At 72.0% G+C, this 24,043-nt stretch carries 24 protein-coding genes; 13 read left to right on the top strand and 11 right to left on the bottom strand.

The window, feature by feature from the left end:
- Positions 1-46 precede the first annotated feature (46 nt).
- The gene (locus tag ISU07_RS19000; protein WP_194708416.1) at positions 47-1,624 is read left to right on the top strand and encodes a glycoside hydrolase family 3 N-terminal domain-containing protein; all 1,578 of its coding nucleotides are present in this window, start codon (positions 47-49) and stop codon (positions 1,622-1,624) included.
- 338 nt (positions 1,625-1,962) lie between these two features.
- Positions 1,963-2,430, top strand: a complete 468-nt coding sequence (locus tag ISU07_RS18995) for a hypothetical protein (RefSeq protein ID WP_194708415.1) — start codon at positions 1,963-1,965, stop codon at positions 2,428-2,430.
- Positions 2,431-2,489: 59 nt separating this feature from the next.
- On the opposite strand, the gene ISU07_RS18990 is transcribed toward ISU07_RS18995, so the two are convergent.
- The gene (locus tag ISU07_RS18990) at positions 2,490-3,656 is read right to left on the bottom strand and encodes a class I SAM-dependent methyltransferase (RefSeq protein WP_194708414.1); all 1,167 of its coding nucleotides are present in this window, start codon (positions 3,654-3,656) and stop codon (positions 2,490-2,492) included.
- A 207-nt stretch (positions 3,657-3,863) separates the two neighbouring features.
- On the opposite strand from ISU07_RS18990, the gene groES reads away from it, so the two are divergent.
- Entirely contained in the window at positions 3,864-4,157 is a 294-nt protein-coding gene (gene groES, locus ISU07_RS18985; RefSeq protein ID WP_194697247.1) for a co-chaperone GroES, read from the top strand.
- A 168-nt stretch (positions 4,158-4,325) separates the two neighbouring features.
- A complete protein-coding gene (gene groL / locus ISU07_RS18980) occupies positions 4,326-5,945 on the top strand; it encodes a chaperonin GroEL (protein WP_194708413.1) in 1,620 nt (539 codons plus the stop codon).
- Positions 5,946-6,014: 69 nt separating this feature from the next.
- On the opposite strand, the gene ISU07_RS18975 is transcribed toward groL, so the two are convergent.
- From ISU07_RS18975 to ISU07_RS18960, 4 genes are all read right to left on the bottom strand, one after another.
- Positions 6,015-6,986, bottom strand: a complete 972-nt coding sequence (locus ISU07_RS18975) for a TolB family protein (protein WP_194708412.1) — start codon at positions 6,984-6,986, stop codon at positions 6,015-6,017.
- A 78-nt stretch (positions 6,987-7,064) separates the two neighbouring features.
- Entirely contained in the window at positions 7,065-8,129 is a 1,065-nt protein-coding gene (locus ISU07_RS18970) for an NHL repeat-containing protein (RefSeq protein ID WP_194708411.1), read from the bottom strand.
- Positions 8,122-8,604, bottom strand: coding sequence for a sigma factor-like helix-turn-helix DNA-binding protein (locus tag ISU07_RS18965; RefSeq protein WP_194708410.1), 483 nt, complete (start codon positions 8,602-8,604; stop codon positions 8,122-8,124). Before ISU07_RS18965 ends, ISU07_RS18970 begins: the two co-directional genes overlap by 8 nt.
- A 40-nt stretch (positions 8,605-8,644) precedes the next feature.
- Positions 8,645-9,112 (bottom strand): MarR family winged helix-turn-helix transcriptional regulator, encoded by a 468-nt coding sequence (locus ISU07_RS18960; protein ID WP_194708409.1) that lies wholly within the window; start codon positions 9,110-9,112, stop codon positions 8,645-8,647.
- A gap of 56 nt (positions 9,113-9,168) precedes the next feature.
- Here ISU07_RS18960 and ISU07_RS18955 point away from each other — a divergent pair, with 56 nt between their 5' ends.
- The 3 genes from ISU07_RS18955 to ISU07_RS18945 are packed head-to-tail and all read left to right on the top strand — an operon-like array spanning position 9,169 to position 11,533.
- A complete protein-coding gene (locus tag ISU07_RS18955) occupies positions 9,169-10,143 on the top strand; it encodes a glutamate-cysteine ligase family protein (protein ID WP_194708408.1) in 975 nt (324 codons plus the stop codon).
- On the top strand, positions 10,140-11,123 hold the full coding sequence (locus ISU07_RS18950) for an ATP-grasp domain-containing protein (protein ID WP_194708407.1): 984 nt from the start codon (positions 10,140-10,142) through the stop codon (positions 11,121-11,123). The genes ISU07_RS18955 and ISU07_RS18950 overlap by 4 nt, the downstream gene beginning before the upstream one ends.
- A complete protein-coding gene (locus ISU07_RS18945; RefSeq protein WP_228522213.1) occupies positions 11,120-11,533 on the top strand; it encodes an MAPEG family protein in 414 nt (137 codons plus the stop codon). The genes ISU07_RS18950 and ISU07_RS18945 overlap by 4 nt, the downstream gene beginning before the upstream one ends.
- 6 nt (positions 11,534-11,539) lie before the next feature.
- Here ISU07_RS18945 and ISU07_RS18940 read toward each other — a convergent pair whose 3' ends face one another.
- The 3 genes from ISU07_RS18940 to ISU07_RS18930 form a co-directional block, all read right to left on the bottom strand.
- Positions 11,540-12,802 (bottom strand): hypothetical protein, encoded by a 1,263-nt coding sequence (locus tag ISU07_RS18940; protein WP_194708406.1) that lies wholly within the window; start codon positions 12,800-12,802, stop codon positions 11,540-11,542.
- Positions 12,803-12,808: 6 nt separating this feature from the next.
- On the bottom strand, positions 12,809-14,446 hold the full coding sequence (locus tag ISU07_RS18935) for a hypothetical protein (RefSeq protein ID WP_194708405.1): 1,638 nt from the start codon (positions 14,444-14,446) through the stop codon (positions 12,809-12,811).
- 61 nt (positions 14,447-14,507) lie between these two features.
- Entirely contained in the window at positions 14,508-15,971 is a 1,464-nt protein-coding gene (locus tag ISU07_RS18930) for a thrombospondin type 3 repeat-containing protein (protein ID WP_194708404.1), read from the bottom strand.
- A gap of 98 nt (positions 15,972-16,069) precedes the next feature.
- On the opposite strand from ISU07_RS18930, the gene ISU07_RS18925 reads away from it, so the two are divergent.
- Positions 16,070-16,939 (top strand): GNAT family N-acetyltransferase, encoded by an 870-nt coding sequence (locus tag ISU07_RS18925; protein WP_194708403.1) that lies wholly within the window; start codon positions 16,070-16,072, stop codon positions 16,937-16,939.
- A 6-nt stretch (positions 16,940-16,945) separates the two neighbouring features.
- Here ISU07_RS18925 and ISU07_RS18920 read toward each other — a convergent pair whose 3' ends face one another.
- A complete protein-coding gene (locus tag ISU07_RS18920; protein WP_194708402.1) occupies positions 16,946-17,503 on the bottom strand; it encodes a hypothetical protein in 558 nt (185 codons plus the stop codon).
- A gap of 87 nt (positions 17,504-17,590) precedes the next feature.
- Here ISU07_RS18920 and guaB point away from each other — a divergent pair, with 87 nt between their 5' ends.
- The 3 genes from guaB (at position 17,591) to ISU07_RS18905 (ending at position 20,312) form a co-directional block, all read left to right on the top strand.
- Positions 17,591-19,111 carry an IMP dehydrogenase gene (guaB, locus tag ISU07_RS18915; RefSeq protein WP_194708401.1) on the top strand — a complete coding sequence of 507 codons (1,521 nt, stop codon included), beginning with the start codon at positions 17,591-17,593 and terminating at the stop codon, positions 19,109-19,111.
- 62 nt (positions 19,112-19,173) lie between these two features.
- Positions 19,174-19,908: a phosphatase PAP2 family protein gene (locus ISU07_RS18910; RefSeq protein WP_194708400.1), complete on the top strand. Its 735-nt coding sequence runs from the start codon at positions 19,174-19,176 to the stop codon at positions 19,906-19,908.
- Positions 19,908-20,312: a secondary thiamine-phosphate synthase enzyme YjbQ gene (locus ISU07_RS18905; RefSeq protein ID WP_194708399.1), complete on the top strand. Its 405-nt coding sequence runs from the start codon at positions 19,908-19,910 to the stop codon at positions 20,310-20,312. Before ISU07_RS18910 ends, ISU07_RS18905 begins: the two co-directional genes overlap by 1 nt.
- On the opposite strand, the gene ISU07_RS18900 is transcribed toward ISU07_RS18905, so the two are convergent.
- Entirely contained in the window at positions 20,309-21,631 is a 1,323-nt protein-coding gene (locus ISU07_RS18900; RefSeq protein WP_194708398.1) for a DUF2252 domain-containing protein, read from the bottom strand. The genes ISU07_RS18905 and ISU07_RS18900 overlap by 4 nt on opposite strands.
- Positions 21,632-21,730: 99 nt before the next feature.
- Between ISU07_RS18900 and ISU07_RS18895 the strand changes: the two genes are divergently transcribed.
- Together ISU07_RS18895 and ISU07_RS18890 are read left to right on the top strand one after the other, a co-directional pair.
- On the top strand, positions 21,731-22,837 hold the full coding sequence (locus tag ISU07_RS18895) for a GuaB3 family IMP dehydrogenase-related protein (protein WP_194708397.1): 1,107 nt from the start codon (positions 21,731-21,733) through the stop codon (positions 22,835-22,837).
- The gene (locus tag ISU07_RS18890; RefSeq protein WP_194708396.1) at positions 22,834-23,622 is read left to right on the top strand and encodes a carbon-nitrogen hydrolase family protein; all 789 of its coding nucleotides are present in this window, start codon (positions 22,834-22,836) and stop codon (positions 23,620-23,622) included. The genes ISU07_RS18895 and ISU07_RS18890 overlap by 4 nt, the downstream gene beginning before the upstream one ends.
- A 3-nt stretch (positions 23,623-23,625) precedes the next feature.
- Here the strand turns inward: ISU07_RS18890 and ISU07_RS18885 are convergent.
- On the bottom strand, positions 23,626-24,043 hold a 418-nt coding region (locus ISU07_RS18885), incomplete at its 5' end, for an HNH endonuclease signature motif containing protein (protein ID WP_194708395.1).

Genomic DNA, 24,043 nt, shown 5'->3' with positions numbered 1-24,043 from the left:
CGCGTTCTGCCACGGAGTGGCGGCCGGGGTTGGGAGACTGCCGGACGTGCGCCGCCTCCTCACCGGCGCCGCCGCGTTGCTGCTCGCCGGTGCCGCGCTGGCGACCCCCACCCCCACCGACGGCTCGGTCCCGACGCTCGACCGGGCGCCGGTGCGGCGCGTCCCGGCCCCCGTGGCGACCTCCTGGGGACCGACCCGCGCGGAGGTGAGCCGCGCCCGCGAACTGGTGGGCGCGATGTCGCTCAGCGAGCAGGCGGGACAGGTGATCGTGGCGGGGTACCACGGCACGCGGTCTCCGGCGGCCCTGGTCGACCGCCTGCACCTGGGCGGTGCGGTCCCGGTCGCCGAGAACATCACGTCCAGCGCCCAGATCCGCGCGGTCAACGCCTCGGTGCAGCGCGTCGTCCGGCCGCGCGGCTACCCGGCGTTCATCGGCGTCGACCAGGAGGGCGGGACGGTCGTCCGCATCCGCGAGGCGACCGCGTTCCCGGCGTTCATGTCCACCGGAGCCGCCCGCGACCCGGGGCTCACCCGCGAGGTGGCGGCCGCCAACGGCCGGGAGATGCGCGGGCTCGGGTTCACCTCGGTGCTCGCGCCCGTCGCCGACGTGACCCGGGGGCCCGCGGACCCGGTGATCGGCACCCGCTCGGCGTCCGGGTTCCCGCGCGTCGCCGCCGCCCAGGTCGTGGCCGCCGAGGCCGGGCTCGCCGATGCCGGCGTGATCGGCGTCCTCAAGCACTTCCCGGGACACGGCGCGGTCACTGTGGACAGCCACCAGGCCCTCCCGGTGCTGCGGACGCCGCTCGACGTGCTGCGGCGTACGGCGCTGGTGCCGTTCCGCCGCGGCGTCGAGGCCGGCGCCTCGGCCGTGATGATCGGGCACCTCGACGTCCGTGCGGTCGACCCGCACGTCCCCGCCTCGCTGTCCCGGAAGGTCGTCACCGGGCTGCTCCGCGACGAGCTGGGCTTCCGTGGCGTGGTGATGACCGACGCACTCTCCATGGGTGCGATCTCGAAGCGCTACGGCTCCGCCAGGGCGGCGGCCCGCGCCGTGAACGCGGGCGTCGACATCGTCCTGATGCCGGCCGACGCCCGCGCCGCTCGCACGGGCATCGTCGACGCGGTCCGAGCCGGCCGGCTGCCGAGGACGCGGCTCGCCGCCGCGGCGAGCCGGATGGTCGCGTTGCTCCTGCACGTGCGGCACGCGGACGCGAGACCCGCACGCCTGGGGTCGGCGGCCCGTCTCTCGGCCCGGCTGTCGGGGGAGGCGCTCACGTCCGTGGCCGGACCGTGCTCGGGTCGACTCGTCGGCGGGCACGTGCGCGTCGCCGGCCCGGCCGACGCCGTCGCGGTCTTCCGGGCGGCGGCCGCGCGCCAGGGACTGGGCGTCGGCCGCGGTACCCGGGTCGTGCTGGCCACCCGTGGCCGACCACCGCGAGGCGGAGTGGTGGTGGCGCTCGACCGTCCGGACCTGCTGGCCCGCAGTGCGGCACCTGTCCGGGTGGCGACGTACGGCGTCACCGCCGGCGCGATGCGTGCCCTCGTGGGGTTCCTCCTCGGGCACCGATCGGCCCCAGGACACCTGCCGGTGAGGGTCCCCGCGTTACCGCGGACCGGGTGCTGAAAGCGAGCAAATCGTCGAGATCGACCGGTTCCGGAGCCGGGAGGGACAGGAACCGCGGAACCCGAAGGGAGATACGTCCCCAGGCTCAGGAATTCGACTGGTCCAGCCCACCGGGGTGACCGTGTGCCTACCGCATTTCCCAACGACCCCGCGGCGGTCTATGGTGTGGTCTCCACATGTAATCCGGGGGGGTAACAATGGATTCCATCAAGACGCCTGCGCGCGTCAAGTCCGGGGGGACTCAAATCTCGCGGCGCACCGTCACACGCGGTGTCGCATGGTCAGCGCCGATCGCTGCCGTCGCTTACGCCGCACCCGCTTTCGCTGCTTCGCAGCCCGTGACCGTGCAGCTGTGCGGCACGATCTGCAAGCACCCAGGCAACAGCGGGCCTGACGACACCTTCAAGATCTACCACTTCACGTTCTGCTTCACGGCCAGCCAGGCCATCGTGGGCAACACCGTGACGATCACCAGCATGACGATCAACGGCGTGACCAAGACGGCGGCCTCGGGTGCGGTGACGCCGACGTCGGTGAGCATCACGCCCGGCTCGACGGTGTGCTACTACATCGACGCTCTGGAGTTCCCGGACAGCGCCAACGGGTCTGCTCGTCTGGACTTCTCCTACACGAAGCTCATCGGCGGCAACCCCGACCCGGCCGGAGCCACGACCGGCTTCGTCCAGGCGACGTTCAACGGCATCGACCGGTGTGGCACGTCGGACCACGGGGTCAATCCCAAGGACTGGCCGCACCCGTCCGGCGCGACGGCTGACCCGCCGCCGGGCAACAACAACTGCCTCTGATCACGTCTCGTCGACCGGGTGGGCCTTCGGGCCTCACCCGGTCGTCGTGATCACCTCGGTCAGAACGGCTTCACGAGCAGGGCGATGCCCTGCTCACGGGCGCGGGTCAGCACCAGCGTGGCCTCGTCCTCCCCGCGGAGGTCGAGCCGCTTGCGCAGCTGCTCGGGCGAGATGTCGACGCCGCGCTTCTTGATCGTCAGCGTGCCGATGCCGCGCGCCCGCAGCGCCGCGCGCAGCTGCTTCTCGCGGTACGGCAGCTCCTCCAGGACGCGGTAGGACCGGGCGAAGGGTGTCCGGAACGACTCCTCCGACGTCACGTACGCGATCTTGCGATCGACCAGGCGACCGCCGACCCCGGCGGCGACGGCGGTGACCAGACCCGCCCGGATGACGGCACCGTCCGGCTCGTAGAGGAAGGCGCCGAGGTCACCGACGTCGCCACCGGGGTCGTCCTCGTCGGTGAGCGTGGCGAGCCCACCGTCGCCGATCACGGTCGCGCGCCGCGACACCGTCGCCAACCGGCCCGACCACAGCGCCGCCTCCTTCACCTCGCCGTGGTCGCTGACCCACTCGGCCTCGACGTCGTGCGGGACGAGCGCGTGCGGGATGCCCGGCGCGACCTTCACGCACGCGTCACGCGTGAGCAGGCGCTCGACGAACGACCAGGGTGGCGTCCAGTCGTCGGCATGGAACGTCCGGCCGCGTCCGGTGCGCCGGGCCGGGTCGGCGAACGCGACGTCGAACGGCGAGGTGTCGACCGTGGTCGCGTCGGCCACCTGCACCGCCCCGGCCAGGCCGAGCGCGGCCAGGTTGGCCCCGGCGACCGCGACGCGCACCGGGTCGAGGTCGACGCCCGCGGTGAGCACGCCGGCCCGGGCGAAGGCCAGCAGGTCGCCGCCGATCCCGCAGCCGAGGTCGACGACGGTCTGGGTCACGGCCGCCTGCAGCCGGCCGGCGCGGTGCGTGGACACGCTCAGCCGGGTGGCCTGCTCGAGGCCGTCGGGGGTGAAGTACATGAGGGTGGCCAGGTCCCCGAACTTCGGCACCGCCCGGCGCCGCAGCTCCGCCTGCCCGACCGCGACGGCCACGTGCTCGGGCGCCGCCGTACGCCGCAACGCGGACTGGACGACGAGCTCGTCCGCCCCTTCTGCCGTCAGCTCGACCGCTCGCGCCAGCAGCCGCTGGCCGTCGTCGGTCAGCAGCCAGCGGAAGGCGTCGAGGTCCATGCCGCCCATCCTGCCGTGGTGGTCCACCTGGCCTGGCACTCGTGTGGGGGGAGTGCTAACGTCGCGGTTGGCACTCTCGCCTCGAGTGTGCCAACCCAGTATCAGCGCAGCACCACCGCTTGCGACGACGTACGACCCCCGCGACGGCGTACCTCTCAGCAGGCCCCGTGAGACCTGACAACAGTTCAGAAAGTGGAGGTCGACATCGTGTCGGTCAACATCAAGCCCCTCGAGGACCGCATCGTCGTGAAGCCGCTCGACGCGGAGCAGACCACGGCGTCCGGCCTGGTCATCCCCGACACGGCCAAGGAGAAGCCCCAGGAGGGCGAGGTCCTGGCCATCGGTCCGGGTCGCATCGACGACAACGGCAACCGCGTCCCGCTGGACGTCGCGGTCGGCGACAAGGTCATCTACAGCAAGTACGGCGGCACCGAGGTCAAGTACTCCGGCAACGAGTACCTCATCCTCTCGGCGCGCGACGTGCTCGCCGTCGTGTCCTGATCCAGAAGCACCTGAACCGGGTCGTGTGCCTCACGACGCGCCCGCTCCTGTTTCCCGGGGTGGTCCCTGAGGAGCCGAGGGACGAGGCGTCTCGAAGGCACACGACCCGTTCGCTTCCCTCTAGCACCCCCGTATCGGCCCATGAACCAGCACTCGTGAAGGACTGACATGCCCAAGATCCTGGAGTTCGACGAGCACGCGAGGCGCTCCCTCGAGCGCGGCGTCGACAAGCTCGCCAACACCGTCAAGGTGACGCTCGGCCCCAAGGGCCGCTACGTCGTGCTCGACAAGAAGTGGGGCGCGCCGACCATCACCAACGACGGCGTCACCGTGGCCCGCGAGATCGAGCTCGACGACCCGTTCGAGAACCTCGGCGCGCAGCTCACCAAGGAGGTCGCGACCAAGACCAACGACGTCGCCGGCGACGGTACGACGACCGCGACTGTGCTGGCTCAGGCGATGGTCCACGAGGGCCTGCGCGCCGTGGCCGCCGGTGCCAACCCGATGGCGCTCAAGCGCGGCATGGACGCCGCGGCCGAGGCCGTCGGCGACGCGCTGCGCGAGGCCGCCCGCGAGGTGGACTCCAAGGAGGACATGGCCTCGGTCGCCACCATCTCCAGCCGCGACAGCCTGATCGGCGAGCTGCTGGCCGAGTCCTTCGACAAGGTCGGCAAGGACGGCGTGATCACGGTCGAGGAGTCCAACACCATGGGCACCGAGCTGGAGTTCACCGAGGGGATGCAGTTCGACAAGGGCTACATCTCGGCGTACTTCGTCACCGACCCGGAGCGCATGGAGGCCGTCCTCGACGACCCCTACATCCTGCTGCACCAGGGGAAGATCTCGGCGATCGCCGACATCCTCCCGCTGCTGGAGAAGGTCATCCAGTCCGGCAAGCCGCTGTTCATCCTGGCCGAGGACGTCGAGGGCGAGGCCCTGTCGACGCTGGTGGTGAACAAGATCCGCGGCACCTTCACCGCCGTCGCGGTGAAGAGCCCGGCGTTCGGCGACCGTCGCAAGGCGATGATGCAGGACATCGCGACCCTGACCGGCGGTCAGGTCGTGGCGCCCGAGGTCGGCCTCAAGCTCGACCAGGTCGGGCTCGAGGTGCTGGGCCAGGCCCGGCGCGTGGTGATCACCAAGGACAACACCACGATCGTCGACGGCGCCGGCGACAAGGCCGAGGTCGAGGGCCGCGTCAACCAGCTCAAGGCCGAGATCGAGAACACCGACTCCGACTGGGACCGCGAGAAGCTCCAGGAGCGCCTCGCCAAGCTCGCCGGCGGTGTGTGCGTCATCAAGGTCGGCGCCGCCACCGAGGTGGAGCTGAAGGAGAAGAAGCACCGGATCGAGGACGCCGTGTCCGCGACCCGTGCGGCCATCGAGGAGGGCATCGTCGCCGGCGGCGGCTCCGCCCTCATCCACGCCGCGTCCGTGCTCTCCGAGGACCTCGGCCTCACCGGTGACGAGGCCACCGGCGTGCGCATCGTGCGCAAGTCCGTCGACGAGCCGCTGCGCTGGATCGCCGAGAACGGCGGCGAGAACGGCTACGTCATCGTGGCCAAGGTCCGCGACGCCGGCGTCGGCACCGGCTACAACGCCGCGACGAGCGAGTACGGCGACCTGGTCGCCCAGGGCGTGCTCGACCCGGTCAAGGTGACCCGCTCCGCGCTGGTCAACGCGACCTCGATCGCCGCGATGCTGCTGACGACCGAGACGCTGATCGTCGAGAAGCCCGAGAAGGAAGAGGCGCCCGCGGCCGGTCACGGCCACGGCCACGGTCACTGACCCGCCCCTGATCCACGCACCGGCCCGCCCGAGGTTCCTCGGGCGGGCCGGTGTCGTCCTGGACGCTGCTCAGGGGATCGTGGCCCAGTCCGGCGACAGCTCCGAGCGGTCGTCGGTGTGCGTGATCTGCTGCAGGCCGGACCCGTCGAGGTTCGCGACGAACAGGTCCGCGGGTGCCTTGCGGAACATCGAGAACACGACCTGCTGACCGTCGGGTGAGTAGTCCGGCATCACCGCGTAGTCGCTCCGGCGGAGGTCCAGGGGAACCGGTGTGACGGTCCCTGTGGCCACCTCGATCTCGACCAGCCGGCCGTGACGGTTCGCGGAGATGACCGTCGTCCCGTCGGGGGACCAGGTCGCCCCGGCGACCTCGTGCGCCTGGAGCAGCCCCCACGCGGTCACCCGGCGAGCGTGGGCGCCGTCGGCGTCGGCGATGTAGAGGGCCTCCCGTTCCAGATCGGTGCCCTCGTCAGGCGTGGGGTCGGGACGCTCGCGCAGCCACGCCAGCGTGGTGCCGTCCGGTGAGTAGCCGACGGCGAGGTCCTGGCCGCCGTACGGGTTGGTCGTGACGCGACGGCCGCCGCGGCCGTCCCTGACCCGGAAGCTGAAGACGCCGCGCCGGGTGCCGCACAGGATGCGGGTGTCGTCGAGGGACCAGGCGCTGCAGTACAGGTCCATGGGCTGGGTGCGCATCCGCAGCAGCCGGTACCCGCTGCCGTCCGGAGTCGTGATGGCCGGTCGGAAGGCGACCAGCTCGCCGGAGTCGTCGAACACCAGGACGTTGCTGTGCAGCACCCGGGTGCCGTCGTGGGACCAGGTGCTCTTGTTGAAGTCCTCCAGGTCGTCGGGCAGCTTCACGGGTGCTCGCCCCGTGCCGTCCGGGTCCAGCGTGGTCACCTTCGCGCCGCCGTGCGCGACCAGCAGGCCGCTGGTGAGGATGCGCTCGTGGCTCACCGGGTCCGCTGCCTGCACGGTCGGTGCCGTGAGCACCGCGGCCAGGCCGAGCGCCGCGACAACGGCGCAGGTGGTGGTGGTCTTCATGTCAGCCTCCTGGAGGGTCCCTCGTGACAGACACAGCCCTGGGGTGCCGCCGTCGTTGACACGGCGCCGGAACTTTTCTCAGTCGGTCCTGGCCTCCAGCTCGACGAGGCCGCCGTCGGCGGTCACGGCGTAGCCGGTGCCGTCGCGGCCCCAGCGCGGGGACTGGGCGAGCCCGGCGTCGGCCACCGTGCCGACCAGGGCGCCGTCGGCGTCGTACACGTCGAGCGGCGACGAGGTGGTGCACGTGGTCAGGTAGAAGAGCCCGGCGTGCTCGGTGGTGTCGCAGAGGTCACCGGAGGAGAAGGACTCGCCGAAGGGCGCCTCGGCCACGGACCCGTCCGGGGCGATCAGCACCACCACACCCGCGTCGTCGTTGGTGACGACGGCGCGGCCCACGGCGTCGATCATCGCGAGGTGCTGGTGGCCCTGCAGGCGCGGGTCGGTCTCGCCGATCCCGCCGATGCGCCACACCTGCTTGCCGGACGGGGTGAGCTTGGCGAGGGTCTCCTCCTTGTCGTCGGCCACGTACACGAACCCGTCGGCGTCCACCGCCAGGTCGAAGGGCCAGGTGAGCTGGCCGGGGCCGTTGCCGAACTCCCCGAGCGACCGCACGTACCTGCCGTCGGCGGTGAACACCTGGACGCGGAAGTTGCCGGTGTCCGAGACGTACACCTTGCCGTCAGGCCCCACCGCGATGGCGCCCTGGACCAACCGGAACTGCCCGTCACCAGCCCCGCTCGATCCCCACGTGCGCACCACCTCGAGGTCCGGCGTCAGCTCGGCGACCTGTTGGCTGGAGTCGGTGACGTACACGCGGCCGTCGGCGCCGACCGCGGCGCTCAGCAGCTTGCGCAGGCCGAGGTCGGCGGCGCTGACCCGGCGGACGACGGTGACCGGCGCCGAGTCCTCGTGGGGCGGCGGCGGGACCACCGGGTCGGCGCCGCGCAGGGAGCCGGGTGCCATCAGCGTGGCCGTGACGCCCGCGACCAGGACCACGCCCACGCAGGCGAGCGCAGCAACCGTCCGGCGCCGCGTCGTACGTCGCCGGGCCCGGCTGTGCACCTCCCGCAGGGCGGCCGGGACGTCGGGATCCACGGTGCCGGCACGACGTTCGAAGACCTCGCCGAGGCGCCGCTCAGCCATCGTGGCTCACCTCCTTGAGGAGGTTGCCGAGCTTGGCGCGGGCCCGGTGCACGTGCGCGGCGGCCGTCGAGGGCGAGCAGTCGAGGATTTCGGCGACCTCGTGGAGCGGCCGGTCCTCGTAGTAGTAGAGGACCACCGCGGTGCGCTGTCGCAGGGGCAGTCCGGCCCCCGCGCGGAGCACGTCGAGGTCGCTCGACCCACCGGCCGACCCGGGCTCGAAGGAGAGCTCGGCCTGGCGACGCCGGGCGTCGCGCCGCCGTACCTTGAGCAGCCGGCGGATCGCCACCCGGCGGACCCAGGCGCCGGGGCGGTCGTAACGGCTGACCTTGCCCCAGTGGCGCAGCAGCTCGACGAAGGCGTCCTGGGTGACGTCCTGGGCCAGCGGGAGGTCGTGGCAGACGAGGTAGACCGTGCGGAGCACAGGCGCGTACTCGGCGGCGAACACGCCGTCGTAGTCCCCCTCGGCACGCCTCATCGCCCCTCCTGCGGCAGGCCTGAGGTGAGGCTACTCGCGTTCAGACGTCGGCGGCGGCGTCCGCGTCGAGCATCTCCGTGACCCGCTGGAGCACCCGTCGTGCGGTCTCGTAGTCCTCGGCGCCGAGCTCCTCGACGAACCTCTGCTCGAGGTCGCGGATGTGGGCGAACCCGTCACCCGCGACACGCAGTCCCTCCTCGGAGTAGCCCACCAGCTTGGCCCGCCCGTCGTGAGGGTCGGGGACCATGTCCAAGATCCCGAGGGCGACCATGTCGCGGACGATCTCACCCATCGACTGCCGGGTGATGCCCATCGCGGCCGCCATGTCCGTGGTCCGTTGGGGAGTGGAGTGCAGGGTCGCGAACACCGCGTTGTGGGCCTGCTTGACGCCCTGGTGCCCCGCCCGGTGCGCGAACAGCACCATGTCCGTCTGCAGCGCCTTGTTGGCCCAGTGCACGAGGGCGATCAGCGGCGTGCGGCTCAGGTCGCCGGGTCCGGGGCTTGACATCTGTAAGGAAGCCTTCCAATATATTGACAGGAGTCCTTACAGTATCAGGAGCCGACATGGACGCGAACGACTGCCGCCACCTGGTGGCCGGGTTGTTCCCCGCGGCGCGCGGTCCGCGGTCGACGCGTGTGGCCGTGGAGCACGAGCTCCTGGTCGCCGACGCTGTCACGGGCGATCCGGTGGAGCCCGAGCGGGTTCGTGCGGCGGTCGAGGGTCTGGCCTGCGCGCCGTACGTCGGCTTCGAGCCCGGCGGCCAGCTCGAGCTCAGCCTGCCCAGCGCGACGAGCCCCGCGAGTCTCGCGCGGTCGGTCGCCCGGGACCTCGCCGCGGTCCGTGCGGCGTGCGGGGCGGCCGGCATCGACCTGACCGCGTCCCCGGTCGACCCGCGGCCGGCGGTCCCGTTGCGGCTCACGTCGCCGCGGTACGTCGCGATGCAGCGTCGCTTCGACGAGGTCGGCCCGGCGGGGAGGGTGATGATGCGACGTACCGCGTCCACGCAGGTCTGCCTGGACTGGTGGCCCGGCCGGGCCGGCCTCGACCAGTGGCGGCTGCTGAACCTCGCGGCCCCCTTCCTCGCGGCGGCCTTCGCCCGCGCCACCGGCCCGAGGTCGCGGCTGGCGACCTGGCTCACGGTCGACCCGACCCGCACGGCGTTCGACGGCCGGCTGCTGCGCGGCGACCACCCGGTGACGACGTACGCGTCCTTCGCGACGGGTGCGGTGCCCATCGTCTCGACGCCGGCCGAGCACCTGACCACGCTGTTCCCGCCGGTGCGCCCGCGCCGCCGCTACCTCGAGGTCCGCTTCCCCGACGTCCAGCAGGACGACCGGATCGGCGCCCTCGTCTCGGTCCTCGCCGCGCTGACCCACGACGACGAGCTGCGCGCCGAGGCCCTGCACCGGCTGGCCGGCGAGGAACGGCACCTCGAGCGGCACTGGTACGACGCGGCGCACGGCACCGGCGACGTCGCGGACCGTGGCCACGAGCTGGTGGCGCTGACCGGCCGGGCCCCGGCGAGGAGTGCGGCGTGAGCGCCGTGCTGTTCGTCGTGGACCCGCTGGAGGGTCTGCAGGCGGACATCGACGCCAGCGTCGGGCTGATGGCCTCGGTGCAGGTGCAGGCGAGCGGTGCCGAGGTGTGGGCCTGCGGGCCCGAGGACCTCGCCGTCGCCGAGGGCCGGGTGACGGCGCGCGCGCAACGCCTGCGGCTGGCGCCTCGCCGCCGGGGCGGGGACCACCGCTGGGTCGTCGCAGACCCTTGGTACCGCGTCGACGCGCGGCGCACCCTCGACGTGGCCGGCGAGACCGAGCTCACCTTGCTCCGCATCGACCCGCCGGTCGACGCGCGCTACCTGCACACGACGTACCTGCTCGACCTCGTCGAGACGCTCGGCGGGCGGGTCGCCAACCGGCCGTCCGGGATCCGCGCCCTGCACGAGAAGCTCGTGGCGCTGATGTTCCCGGAGCTGTGTCCGGAGACCGTGGTCACCACCGACCCGGCGGCCGTCCGCGACCTGGTGGCCCGCACGGGCGCGGCCGTGGTCAAGCCGGTCGACGGGTTCGCCGGCCGGGACGTGTGGCTGCTGCGCGACGACGACGCCGCGCTGTCGCTGGCCGAGTCGGCCACGCACGCCGGCACGCGGCACGTGGTCGCGCAGGCCTACCTCGCCGACGTCCGGGACGGCAACAAGCGGCTCTTCCTGCTCGACGGCGAGGTCGCGGGAGCCGTGCTGCGTCGGCCGTCGGCGGACGACTTCCGGATCGGCGCGCCGGTCGCCGCCGCGAACCTGGACGCCCACGACCGCCGGATCGTGGCCGCGGTCGGCCCGCTGCTGGTCGAGCACGGCATCGCGCTCGCCGGCCTCGACGTGATCGCCGGCCGGCTGATCGAGGTCAACGTCACCTGTCCGGGCGGCACGCACAAGACCGACGCCCTGCTGGGCACCGACCTGAGCGACGCGGTCGTACGCCGTCTCCTCGCCCCACCCGTCACCGAAAGGCACTCCGCATGAGCACTGATCGCATCACCCTGACCGTCGTCGTGTGCATCGCGCTGCTCGGCATCCTGCTCTTCCTGCTGGGTGCCAACGTCACGCGGCACCGCACGATCCGCGGCAACACCGGCAACCAGATGCCGACCGACCCCGCCGACCGGATGTTCATCGCGCAGCGCGCCCACGGCAACGCGGCCGAGTACGTGCCGACGCTGATCGTGCTGATCCTGGTGTGCGCGATGCTCAGCGACGGCTGGTGGGTCCAGGCGCTCGCGATCGCCGCCGTCGTCTCCCGGACGCTGCACGCCGTCGGCCTGCTGACCTCGAGGACGATGGCCACGCACGGGCCGGTCCGCGACATCGGCGCGATGGGCACCTACCTGACCGGCATCGCGCTCGGCGTCACCGCGATCGTCGCGATGGCCTGAGGCCGCTCAGGGCCTCCGGCGCGGCCGGCGCAACCGGACGTGCGGCGAGCTGGTGAGGGTGTTGGTCGGCTTGGGCGGGTGCGGCACGCTGTGGAACGCCGCGACCAGGCGCTCGATGCCCAGCGAGAACAGGGCGCCGATGCCGATCAAGGCGAAGTCCCGACGAGTGCCCAGGCTCGACTCCTCGACGGCGGCGAGCGTGTTGCACGACGGCTCGCCCAGCACCTCGCCGATGCGTCCGGTCGAGAGCGAGTAGACGCCCGTGTTGGCGTCCCGCGCGATCGCCAGGTCGGGAGGCGCGTCGCCTGGTCGCAGGGCGTCGATGAAGCCGACCGAGTCCAGGACCTTGGACGTGCAGGTCCAGGCCTGGCGGCCCTCCAGGTTCGCGTCCGGGCCGGGGAGCGAGCTCCCGTCGTCGAGGGACATGCCGTGCAGCTGGACGGACGTCACTCCGCGCGTCAGCTGGTAGCGGGGCTCGTAGCCCGCGTGCCGGCCGTGCGAGGAGATGTCCACGTCGTTCTGGAGGCCGGGCAGCTCGTCGCCGACGTCCCGTGCGCGGCCCGCGACCTCGGCCGCGCTCAGGACGGTGGGAACGCCCACGAGCGACGGCAGCTCGACGTAGCAGCGACCCAGCGGAGTGGTGTCCACGATCCAGTCGGCACGGAACCGGAAGCTGACCGGGTAGTTCGTGTCGCCCCACCGGTCGAGCGTGACGGTCGCGACCGTGACGTCGCCGGCACTGCGATGCTCCACCGAGGTGAGGGGGACGGGAACGGAGTCGGTCACCGTGACGCCGGGGCGGGTGAGCCCGCCGAGCGGGTCGGTCGTCACGCTGGCGCTCAGGTCCGAGATCGTGGCGTCGGGCACGGCGATGCCCACGACAGCCCCGCCCGCGAGTGCGCGGGCGCGTGCGGACCAGAACTCGACGGTCGGGGTGATCGTCAGCCGGATCTCGGGCCGCTCGTCACAGCTGGACATCTCCACCGCGGCGCTGACCGCCAGGTTGGCCGAGCTCGAGCGGCCCGGCTCCTGGCCCGGTCGCCACACGAGCACGCCGATCGCGCGAGGGTCCTCGGGGTTGGGGGCGTCGGTGCGGATGAGCAGCGCGCCCGCGAGCAGGGCCAGTGACATCAGGGCTGCGCCCAGCACGAGCGTCGCCGCGCGCGCGGCGTACGGGCGGTGCCGCCGACCCGCCCAGATGCGTGCGGCGAAGGCGGCAGCGGTGGCGACCGCCGCCCAGGGGAGGAGGGTTCCGGCGTCGATGGTCACCCGTCGCTACCGGAGCTCGACCTGGTGGCCGTCCCCGACCTTGCGACAGGCGAGCGCGATGTCGGCGTGCCTCCAGTCCCACACCCCGGGCGTCGGGTTGCACGTGTCGCCGAGCGCGAAGCACCGGCTCTTGGTGCTGTTGTAGCGGTAGACCTTGTACGGCGGGAACGCGCACGACGCCAGGCTGCGCTGCAGCCGGATGACCTTCTGGTTGCCGGCCAGGTCGACGACGCGGGCGAAGACGGGCTTCTTGGACCTGGAGAACAGGCCGACCCGCTCGGTGCTCGAGCAGTGCGTCGTGCAGAAGGTCTTGGTGTCGATGACGTGGCGGCTGCGGTCGAGCATCTGGATCCTCCGCACGCCGGTGCCGCTGTCCTTGCCCGTCACGAAGAAGTGCCAGCCCTTCCTGGCCATGGCCGAGAACTCGCCGCCGACGCCGGCCGGCCGCACGGTGTCGAGGGTGATGCTGTCGTCCTGCGCGTTGTCGGGGATGCCGGGTCCTTGGAACACGACCTTCACGTCGCGCGAGGCACTCGACTGGCTGGACGTCAGGGGTCGCAAGGTCCACGGGTAGGTCGCCGAGGTGATCCGGATCGGCGCCGTGAAGACCCCGTCCCCGTTGGAGATCCGCATCGTCTGCGCGCCCTGCGGCCAGTTCAGCGTGAGTCCCACCGAGGTGGTGTTCGAGGTGTCCAGGTTGCCGGCCGGGCCGACGATCGTGACGTACGGCGGGTTCCCCGGGTCCGGGGGCGTGGGGCCCGCCGGGCAGCCGTTGTACGGCGCGGCGGCCGGCACTCCGGCCAGCGCCGGGCAGCTGTCGTCGGCGTCCTTGATCCCGTCGCCGTCGGCGTCGGGGCAGCCGGCCGCCGACGCCGGCCCCGGCACGGACGGGCAGGCGTCCACCGAGTCGCCGATGCCGTCGCCGTCGGAGTCGTCCGGGACGAACGTGATCTGGACCTGCGTGCTGCCGCCCGGGACCCCGGTGGGTGGGTCGCACGTCGACGGGGAGGTCACGCCCGGCGAGACCTCGGGGCACCGGCCACCGACCTGGATGAAGTAGTTGAAGTCCGGCGACACCACGAAGCAGCCCGCGGTGACGCAGGTGCTCGGGTCCGTGGACACCTGCTCCGCGCCGCCCGTCGGGTTCGCGTTCTGGTTGCTGCAGTCGCTGCTGTGCCCGTCCAGGTTGGTCAAGGAGGTCTGCCCGAACGGCCGGTCCGTCCCCTCACGCACCATCAGCACCGCGTCGTACGACGTGACGGCGCGGACCTTGAGCACGCCCTTGCCTCCCGGGTTGAAGCGGATCCACGCCGTGCGGCCGGCGTAGGACGGTGGCGACTGTGAACAACCGTTGCGGTTCAACGTCGCCGGTGGCGCGTGCTCGTCCGACTCGAGGCTCTGCACGGAGAAGGTGGAGGTGTCGATCGTCGCGGTGACGTCGAGGAAGCCGGTCACCTGTTGCTCGACGCCTCCGACGACGGGGTTCACGGTGACCGCGTCGAACGTGTCGTAGAGCGCGTTGTCAGCCGGTGGGACGGAGTCTCCCGAGACAGGATCGGACGCAATTGAGGTCGCCGGACCGGCGATCGTGATGGCAGGAACCAGGGCCAGGAGCATCGCCAGCCCCCCGTAGTAGCGACGCATGGGCGCATCGTAGGTACCTCACGGCCGGATGGGTACGGCCGTGCGGGTGAGTTTCAGACGTCTAGCGCTCCACGACCCGGAAGCGGCCGGCCAGCTTGCGGCACCGCACGTACCCGGACTTGTTCCAGTAGTGGCCGTCGTCCGGCGTGCACCTGTCGCCGGCCGAGTAGCAGTCGTACCCGCCCTTCAGGCCCTCGAAGACGGGGTACTCGCCGGCGCCGGGCGAGCACGAGGTGGCGCGACGGACCAACCGGACCGCCTTGGCGTTGCCGGCGGCGTCGGTGACGCGAACGTTGCCCGGCCGCAGCCTGGTGAAGAAGACCTGCGCCGTGGAGGAGGCGCAGGGGATCGCCTGGCAGACGACCTTCTCCTTCATCGAGGTGGCGCGGCGTGAGAGGAGCAGGATCCGTGCGGGGCCGGTCCCGAGGTCGCCGGCGTTGACGACCACGAACCAGCCCTTGCCGTTGTCGTAGAGCCGCTGGAGCGGGACGCGCGGCGCCTGGGTGTCGAGCACGATCGAGTCGGTGCGGGTCGTGTCGGCGATGCCCGGACCTCGGTACGTCACCGTCACGGTGCGCACGGCCTGCGGCTGGTGGGCCGGCACGGGCGGCAGCTGCCAGTCGACCGCCGCGGCCACCGGGAGAGAGACGGCGACGCCGCCGTCGGTGGCGATCCACGCCCGCTGGGCGCCGGCCGGCCAGCTGAGGGCCAGCCGGACGGCGAGGTCGTTGGTCGTGTCGGCGTTGCCGGTCAGGGAGGACACCCGGACGTAGCTCTCCGCCGTCGGCGGGGTGGGGCCGGGCGGGCAGCCGTCGTACGGCGCGGGTGCCGTGACGCCGGGTACCTGCGGGCAGTCGTCCACGGCGTTCGCGACGCCGTCCTGGTCGGTGTCCGGGCACCCGGCGGCGCTCGCCTGCCCCGCGACCGACGGGCACATGTCGAGGGTGTCGGGCACCCCGTCCTTGTCGGCGTCGTCGGGGACGAACTGGACGCTGACCTGCGTCGGGCCGCCGCTTCCTGTCGTCGTCGCGATCAGGACGTAGTAGTCGGAGGACGCGCTGACGTGCTGGCACGGGGCCGAGGGTCCGCAGTCACCGATGCTCATGGCCGTCGTGCACGCCTCGGTCCCGGTGACGTCGGCGAGCGTCGCGGCGCCGTACGGGGCCTGGTTCGCGCGCACCAGCGCCACGACGCCGGAGTACGAGGCGCTCGCCACGACGCGCAGCATCCCGTCGACGCCGGGGTTGACCCGGATCCAGGCCGTGCGGGTGGTGTTCGGGGGGCAGGTGGCCGGCGTCTCTCCGAGCTGCTCGGTGAAGCCCGTGGTGTCGACGCTGCCCGTGGACCAGCTCCCGGCCGTCGTCAGCGGCTGCTCGACCCCGCCGGCGACCGCATTCACGGTCGCCAGGCCGAAGGTGTCGTAGTCGGCAGGGGTCGCCGCCGGCACGGCCGACTGCCCCGGCACGAGGACGGCGAGGGGGGAGATGGCCAGGAGCAGCGCGAGGCCACGGACGACGCGGCGCATGGGCCGAGGTTAGGTGAGCACGGACGGCTCGGAAGGAGTTTTCCTGCACGAAACACGCGTGCCCTGGACCGGAAACGGCGCCGGGCGAGCATCGGGACATGCTGTGGCGAGTACGGGCGACGTTGCCGGACCGGCCGGGCGCCTTGGCCGCGCTGGCGACGGAGTGCGGGACGAGCGAGGTGAACATCCTCGGCTTCCAGATCTTCCCGGGCGTCGACCTGGTGACCGACGAGCTCGTGCTGGACACGCCCGCGGGCTGGTCGAGCGACGACGTCGCGGCGCTGGTCGCACGCTCGGGAGGTACGGCGGTCAGCTGCGCGCCGTGCACCGAGGCGGCGCTGGCCGACCAGCCGACGCGGTACGTGCAGGCGGCCCGCGCCGTGCTGTCCGCGCCGGCCGGCTTCCCGGACGTGCTCGCGCGACTGTTCGACGCCGAGGCCGAGCCGGCCACCGGGGAGTCGACCCAGGACGTGCTGGACGTGACCGTGGCGTCGGTGCTGGTGCAGGTGCGGCGTACGGCGCCGTTCACGGCCACCGAGCACGCCCGGGCCGCCGCGCTGGCCGGCCTGGTCGACGACGTGATCGCCCGCCAGCACGTACCGCCCCCGGTCCCCGCCGTCTCCGGCTCCGAGCCCGAGCTGGTCGCCGAGGGGGAGCGGGTCGACGCCGTGGTGGACGGCGCGAGCGTGGGCGGCGCCGCGATCCGGCCCGCACTCGACGAGCCGGACGTCTGGGTGCTCACCCTCACGGTCGACCCGGCGTGGCGGCGGCGCGGGATCGGCAGCCGGCTGCTCGCGGAGACGGTGCGACTGGCCGCCGCCCACGGCGCCGGCGAGCTGGTGCTCACGACGCGCGCCGACAACCAGGCCGTGCTGCCGATGGTGCTCGCGGCGGGCCTGCGCGGGCGGATCAAGATGTCCGGCGACCGGCTGACGGTCCGCATCCCGCTGGCGGCGCTCCACCGCTGAAGGGCGTCAGGTGTCGTCCGCGGACGCCTGGAGGAGGCCCGGCTCGGCCTCCAACCGCGCCTCGAACTCGTCGGGCTGTTCCAGCCAGGCGCGACACAGCTCGGCGATGTCGGCGACCACCCGACGCATCCGCTGGAGCGCGTCGGTCCGTTCGGTGCTGCTGGTCGAGCGCGCGACGACGCCGTTGAGCGTGTACATGGCCGCGATGTTCGAGCGGATGCGGTTCGCGAAGTGGGGCCACGCGTCGATGGCGTGCGCCAGCACCACGCTGTAGGTGGTGCCGACCGCCTGGTTCGGGCTGTAGTTGCCCGGGTCGGCGTCGATGGCGGTCAGGAGGTCCCAGGCGTCCCGGTGCAGGTCGGTGACCGCCAGGGTGGTGGCGGTCTTGACGCGTGCCCGGCGCTCGAACTCCAGGGCCTCGACGCGGGCCCGGCGCTCGGACTCGATCGCCTCCGCGCGTGACCGCCGCTCGAACCTGATCGTGGCGTAGACCGCTCCGGCGGTGACGGCGCCTCCGAGCGTGCTGCCGACGATGCCGTCCATGGCCGTGGCCCAGAAGCCCATGTGCGGGACCGTACCGCCGACGCGGGACGTGGCCGAACGGCCCGTAGACTGGGCGTCACCGCCGCGCGAAAGGTCTGCCACCGCCACATGACCCCAGCAGAGTCACCCGATGTACCCGAGAAGTTCGCCAGCCTCGGCCTCACCTACGACGACGTCCTGCTGCTCCCGGGCTTCTCCGACCTCGCGCCGAGCGACATCGACACCAGCACCCGGCTGACCCGGGAGATCACCATCAAGTCGCCGGTGGTCAGCGCCGCGATGGACACCGTCACCGAGAGCCGGATGGCCATCGCGATGGCCCGCGAGGGCGGGATCGGCGTGCTGCACCGCAACCTCTCGGTCGAGGACCAGGCCTACCAGGTGGACCTCGTCAAGCGGACCCAGACCGGCATCATCTCCAACCCGGTGACCATCGGCCCCGACCAGACGCTCGAGGACCTGGACCGCATCTGCGGCGAGTACCGCGTGTCCGGCCTCCCGGTCGTCGACACCCAGAACCGGCTCCTCGGCATCATCACCAACCGCGACCTGCGCTTCACCCCGGTCGCGGAGTGGGCGACCACCAAGGTCGACGAGGTGATGACGTCGATGCCGCTCATCACCGGCCAGGTCGGCATCGGTCGCGACGAGGCCACCCGGCTGCTGCGCCAGCACAAGCGCGAGCGGCTGCCGCTGGTCGACGAGCAGGGCCACCTCGGCGGGCTCATCACCGTGAAGGACTTCGTGAAGGGCGAGCAGTTCCCCGATGCGTCGTACGACGCCCACGGACGCCTGCTCGTCGGCGCGGCCATCGGCTACTTCGGCGACGCCTGGCAGCGCGCCACCACCTTGATCGAGGCGGGCGTCGACGTGCTCGTGGCCGACACCGCCCACGGCCACGTCCGGATGCTGCTCGACATGGTCCAGCGGCTGAAGTCCGACCCGGCGACCAGGCACGTGCAGGTGATCGGCGGCAACGTCGCCACTCGCGACGGTGCGCAGGCGTTCGTGGACGCGGGCGCCGACGCCGTCAAGGTCGGCGTCGGGCCCGGCGCCATCTGCACCACGCGCGTCGTCACCGGCGTCGGCGTGCCCCAGATCTCCGCGGTCCACGAGGCCTCGCTGGCGTGCCGGCCGGCCGGTGTGCCGGTCATCGCCGACGGCGGCCTCAAGTACTCCGGCGACATCGCCAAGGCCGTCGTCGCCGGGGCCGACTCGGTGATGGTGGGGTCCTTGCTGGCCGGTTGCGAGGAGGCTCCCGGCGAGCTGATCTTCGTCAACGGCAAGCAGTTCAAGGCGTTCCGCGGGATGGGGTCGCTCGGCGCGATGTCGAGCCGCGGCAAGAAGTCCTACTCCAAGGACCGCTACTTCCAGGCCGAGGTCACCAGCGACGACAAGATCGTCCCCGAGGGCATCGAGGGCCAGGTCGCCTACCGCGGTCCGCTCTCCGCGGTCGCCCACCAGCTCATCGGCGGGCTCAACCAGTCGATGTTCTACGTCGGTGCGCGCACCATCCCCGAGCTCCAGGAGAAGGGGAAGTTCGTGCGCATCACCCAGGCGTCGCTGGCCGAGTCCCACCCGCACGACGTGCAGATGACGGTCGAGGCGCCCAACTACTCCGGTCGCTGAGGTCGCAAGACCGCCCCTGAGGGGGTGGTCGGCGCCTCACCCACCCGGTCAGGGTGGAGGGCATGTCGCCCTCCGACACCGCCCCGTGGATCGCCCGGTCCCGCACCAGGGTCTGGCTGGCCTGCGCGGCGGGCTGCGCCCTGGTCGTCCTGGCGTTCGGCGCCATCGTGACGCAGGACCGCTCGCCCCTCGACTCCTTCGACCACCTGGGCCTGCGCGCGGAACAGTGGGCCCACGGGCACGCCGCTGTGCTGGCGGTGCTCCGCGTGATCGAGGTCGCCTTCGCGACGCTGGGCATGGCGATCTGGACCACCCTGATCGTGCTCGTGATGCTCGCCCGACGACGGTGGCGCGCCGCGGCGTTCGTGGTCGTCGTCATGGTGTCCACCTCGCTGCTGACGACCGCCGTCAAGCTGATGCTCGGCCGGTCGCGCCCCCAGTGGCAGGACTCCGTGGACTCGCTGACGAGCAAGTCCTTCCCCTCCGGCCACGCGTCGTCGTCCGCGGCCCTGGCCGGCGTCATCATCCTGCTGGTGTGGGGAATGGTGCGGCACGGCGTGCTGCGCACGACGCTCACCTGCCTCGCGGTCGTCATGTGGCTGGTGGTGTGCCTGGACCGTGTGTTCCTCGGCCGGCACTTCCCGTCCGACGTCGTCGCCGGCTCGTTCCTCGGCGTCGCGGTGGTGCTCGTGGCTCTGGTGGTGTTCGACCCGCTCAGCCACCGACGGCCGACCGCGACCGACGCCGAGGAGGCCGCCGAGTCGATCGTGGCGCCGCACGCCGACAAGATGGCCTGATGGACTCCCGCACGATCAGCGTGCGCACCGGGGACCGTGAGGAGGTCCACGACCTCACCCGCGAGTGCGCGGCCTTCGTGGACGGCCGGGGCGACGGACTTCTGCACGTCTTCGTGCCGCATGCGACTGCCGGCATCGCGATCCTCGAGACGGGCGCAGGTTCCGACGACGACCTCCTGGCCGCCCTGGCCGACCTGCTCCCGGCCGACGACCGGTGGCGACACCGGCACGGCTCACCCGGGCACGGCCGCTCGCACGTCATGCCGGCCCTCGTGCCGCCGTACGCCAGCGTCCCCGTCCTCGGCGGCCGGCTGGCCCTCGGCACCTGGCAGAGCATCTGCCTGGTCGACCTGAACGTCGACAACCCCGACCGCGAGGTCCGGCTGTCGTTCCTCGGCGGCTAGGAGACCGCCTTCACCAGATCGAACTTCCCCTCGCGGAAGGCCTCGACGAACAGCGCGTGGTCCCTGCGGGTCTTGGCGGCGTAGTCGATCCCGAACTGCACCAGCTCCTCGACGAAGCCGTCGAGGTCCTCCTCGATCGCCTCGATGATGGCCTCCTCGGTCTGGAAGTCCACCAGGTCCTCCTCACTGTCCTCGTCGCTGACGCAGTGGACCTTGGCGGTCGCGCGGCCGAGCCACTCGACGACCGGCTCGATGTCCTCGGGCTCGGTGAGCTCGGACCAGTCGAGGTCCGCTTCGTACGGCGACACCTCGGCGACGACGTACCCGACCTTGTCGACGGTGGTCCAGCCGAGGAACGGGTCGGTGTGCACCTGGAGCTCGCGCTGGCTCACCACGGTGCGGTGGCCCTGGTTCTCGAAGAACTCCTCGGCCCTGTCGACCTCGACGAACCGGCTGACCGCGGGCACGTTGCCCTGCTTCATGGACAGCACGACGTCGTTCTCCAGGGCCTGGTTGAAGCCCTCGATGAGGACGTTGTACGCCGGCAGGCCCGCCGAGCCGATGCCGAACCCGGCCCGCCCGACGATGTCCTTGATGTCGTAGAACACCGCCTGCTGCTGGCGTTTGGAGTCCGACAGCGTGGTCAGGTACCGCTTGAACGCGCGCTCGACCTTGCCGCGCTCGGTCTTGCTGAGCTCGCGGACGCCCGGGCCGCGGGCGAAGCGCCGTTCCTGGTCGACCACCTCGGTGACGTCGTCGAGCATCTCGACCCGGCTGCACCTCCGCGCGGCGACGAGCACCTGCTGGATCGCGCCGTCGGTGTTGTCGAGGCGCAGCGCGAACGCCTCGTCCTCCTCGACCTCCACGTAGTGCCGTACCTGGTCGACGTACGCCGCGAGGTACGTGCGCGACATCCGCCGCACGTCCTCCTCGGGCAGCGCCTTCTGCCAGCCGAGCAGCGCCAGGCTCGCGAGGAAGCGGCGCAGGTCCCAGGTGAAGTGGCCGAGGTAGGCCTCGTCGAAGTCGTTGACGTCGAAGACGAGGATGCCCTCGGAGTTCATGTACGTGCCGAAGTTCTCCGCGTGCAGGTCGCCGTGGATCCACACGCGGCTGGTGCGCTCGTCGGCCTGGTGCTCCTTGCGGCGCGCCATGTCGGCGTAGAAGAGGCACGCGCTCCCGCGGTAGAAGGCGAACGGGTCGGCGGCCATCTTGCGGAACTTCGTGCGGAACCCGTCCGGGTCCTGCTTCATCAGCGGTTCGAAGGCCTCGATGAGCGTGGAGACGATGAGCTCCTGTCGCTTCGCGTTGCTGGGCGGCATGCGGTCGACCTTAGGGGGAGTCGGGCGACCACCGGTTGGTGTGCTTCGAGCGGGACCGACGATCATCGGTCCGGCGGCCGGCGTCGATAGGCTGCCGCCGTGACCGAGATCGACATCGGCAAGGCCAAGCGGGCGCGTCGGGCCTACTCCTTCGACGACATCGCGATCGTGCCCTCGCGGCGCACGCGCGACCCGGAAGAGGTCAGCGTCGCCTGGCAGATCGACGCGTACCGCTTCGAGCTGCCGATCCTGGCGGCGCCGATGGACTCGGTGATGTCGCCGGACACCGCGATCGCGTTCGGCCAGTACGGCGGGCTCGGCGTGCTGAATCTCGAAGGTCTCTGGACCAGGTACGAGGAGCCGGAGCCGCTGCTCGCCGAGGTGGCCGGTCTCCAGGGCGTGCAGGCGACCCATCGCCTGCAGGAGATCTACGCCGAGGAGATCAAGCCCGAGCTGATCACCCGCCGGCTCCACCAGATCCGCGAGTCCGGTGTCACCGTGGCCGGGTCGCTGTCGCCCCAGCGCACCAAGCAGTTCGCCAAGACCGTGGTCGACGCGGGCGTCGACATGTTCGTCATCCGGGGCACCACGGTGTCGGCTGAGCACGTCTCCTCGCAGGCGGAGCCGCTGAACCTCAAGGAGTTCATCTACGAGCTCGACGTGCCGGTGATCGTCGGCGGCTGCGCGACGTACCAGGCCGCCCTCCACCTGATGCGCACCGGCGCCGCCGGTGTGCTGGTCGGGTTCGGCGGCGGCGCGGCGCACACGACGCGGACCGTGCTCGGCGTCGCCGTGCCGATGGCCTCCGCCGTCGCAGATGTGGCCGCGGCCCGACGCGACTACATGGACGAGTCGGGGGGCAGGTACGTGCATGTGATCGCCGACGGCTCGATCGGCAAGTCCGGCGACATCGCCAAGGCCATCGCCTGCGGCGCCGACGCCGTGATGGTCGGCTCGCCGTTCGCTCGCGCGACCGACGCGCCCGGCCACGGCTTCCACTGGGGCGCGGAGGCGCACCACCACTCGCTGCCGCGCGGAGAGCGGGTCGAGATCGGCACGGTCGGCACGATGGAGGAGATCCTCTTCGGTCCCTCGCGCGTCGCCGACGGGACGATGAACCTGGTCGGAGCGCTGCGGCGGTCGATGGCGACGACGGGCTACACCGAGCTCAAGGAGTTCCAGCGGATCGAGGTCGTCGTCCAGTGATCCTGCGGGTCGCCGCGGCCCAAGGGGTCGCCGTCGCGGGCGACCTGCCGGCGAACGTCGCCACCGCTGCCTCGCTGGTCGCCGACGCGGCCGCGGAAGGTGCTTCGGTCGTGGTGCTGCCGGAGGCGTTCCTCAACGGCTACGCACTCGAGGTCTTCGCAGCCCCGCTGCCGTCGTTGGCGGACCTGCCGCTCGCTCCGCTCGTCTCGGCGGTTCGCTCGGCGGGAGTGGTCGCCGTCGTGGGGGCCGCGCTGGAGGCCGAGGGCGTGAAGACGCTCTCGTCGCTGGTGGTGCAGCCCGACGGCGCCGTCGACGTGCCCTACGACAAGCAGCACCTCGACGGCGACGAGAAGCAGGTCTTCACCGCCGGCGACCACGGCGCCTCGATCCGCGTCGGCGGCCTCGAGCTCGGCCTGTCCATCTGCTACGACGGCTGCTTCCCCGAGCACGCCCGGGCCGCGGCCGAGGACGGCGCAGTCGCCTATCTCAGCTCCTCGGCGTACTTCGCCGGCTCCGACCACCGCCGCGACCTCTACTACCCCGCCCGCGCGGTCGAGAACGGCATGTACGTCGTGTTCGCCGGCCTCACCGGCCCCTGTGGCGCGCGCGAGTTCAGCGGCGGCTCGGCGATCTACGACCCCGAGGGCCGTCCCCTCGTCCGCCTCGGAGCCGAACCGGGCGTCGCCGTCGCCGACCTCGACACCTCCCTGGTGGAGGCCACCCGCGCCCGCCACACGATGCTCGCCGACCACCGCGACGGGCTGGGGGAGCGCGTCGTTCTCTAGCCCTCACGTCCGCCGGTGGAACGTCGTGCTGCCGTTGGGGTGGTGGTGGGTGGCCCAGGCGGGGTCGTGGGCGCGGTGGTGGTGGAAGGGGCAGAGGAGCTTGCCGTCGGACAGGTTCGTCTTCCCGCCCCTACTCCAGGGTTGGTTGTGGTGGTGGGCTTCGCACCAGGCAGCGGGGATGGTGCAGCCGTCAGCGGTGCACTGGCGGTCGCGGAGGGCCAGGGCCTTGCGTAGGGGGCCGGTGAACAACCGTTTGCTGCGGCCGAGGTCGAGGATCTCGCCCTTCCCGCTCAGGACGACGGGGATGATGCCGGCCTGACATGCCAGCCGTCGGGTCTGGTCGGCGGTGAGCCGGTCCCCGGTGGAGGTCTCCGCGATCCCGGCGCCGCTGCGGAGGGACTCGAGGGTGGTCATCACCATC

This window comes from Nocardioides islandensis (assembly GCF_015352455.1).
Classification (GTDB): domain Bacteria; phylum Actinomycetota; class Actinomycetes; order Propionibacteriales; family Nocardioidaceae; genus Nocardioides; species Nocardioides islandensis.
This window is presented reverse-complemented; position numbering and strand designations above follow the sequence as displayed.

Excerpts from the sequence above, each read along its gene's own strand:
- ISU07_RS18990 (WP_194708414.1), bottom strand. The coding sequence starts at position 3,656 with ATGGACCTCGACGCCTTCCGCTGGCTGCTGACCGACGACGGCCAGCGG.
- groL (WP_194708413.1), top strand. The coding sequence starts at position 4,326 with ATGCCCAAGATCCTGGAGTTCGACGAGCACGCGAGGCGCTCCCTCGAG.
- ISU07_RS18975 (WP_194708412.1), bottom strand. The coding sequence starts at position 6,986 with ATGAAGACCACCACCACCTGCGCCGTTGTCGCGGCGCTCGGCCTGGCC.
- ISU07_RS18970 (WP_194708411.1), bottom strand. The coding sequence starts at position 8,129 with ATGGCTGAGCGGCGCCTCGGCGAGGTCTTCGAACGTCGTGCCGGCACC.
- ISU07_RS18965 (WP_194708410.1), bottom strand. The coding sequence starts at position 8,604 with ATGAGGCGTGCCGAGGGGGACTACGACGGCGTGTTCGCCGCCGAGTAC.
- ISU07_RS18960 (WP_194708409.1), bottom strand. The coding sequence starts at position 9,112 with ATGTCAAGCCCCGGACCCGGCGACCTGAGCCGCACGCCGCTGATCGCC.
- ISU07_RS18955 (WP_194708408.1), top strand. The coding sequence starts at position 9,169 with ATGGACGCGAACGACTGCCGCCACCTGGTGGCCGGGTTGTTCCCCGCG.
- ISU07_RS18945 (WP_228522213.1), top strand. The coding sequence starts at position 11,120 with ATGAGCACTGATCGCATCACCCTGACCGTCGTCGTGTGCATCGCGCTG.
- ISU07_RS18935 (WP_194708405.1), bottom strand. The coding sequence starts at position 14,446 with ATGCGTCGCTACTACGGGGGGCTGGCGATGCTCCTGGCCCTGGTTCCT.
- ISU07_RS18930 (WP_194708404.1), bottom strand. The coding sequence starts at position 15,971 with ATGCGCCGCGTCGTCCGTGGCCTCGCGCTGCTCCTGGCCATCTCCCCC.
- ISU07_RS18925 (WP_194708403.1), top strand. The coding sequence starts at position 16,070 with ATGCTGTGGCGAGTACGGGCGACGTTGCCGGACCGGCCGGGCGCCTTG.
- ISU07_RS18920 (WP_194708402.1), bottom strand. The coding sequence starts at position 17,503 with ATGGGCTTCTGGGCCACGGCCATGGACGGCATCGTCGGCAGCACGCTC.
- guaB (WP_194708401.1), top strand. The coding sequence starts at position 17,591 with ATGACCCCAGCAGAGTCACCCGATGTACCCGAGAAGTTCGCCAGCCTC.
- ISU07_RS18910 (WP_194708400.1), top strand. The coding sequence starts at position 19,174 with ATGTCGCCCTCCGACACCGCCCCGTGGATCGCCCGGTCCCGCACCAGG.
- ISU07_RS18905 (WP_194708399.1), top strand. The coding sequence starts at position 19,908 with ATGGACTCCCGCACGATCAGCGTGCGCACCGGGGACCGTGAGGAGGTC.
- ISU07_RS18900 (WP_194708398.1), bottom strand. The coding sequence starts at position 21,631 with ATGCCGCCCAGCAACGCGAAGCGACAGGAGCTCATCGTCTCCACGCTC.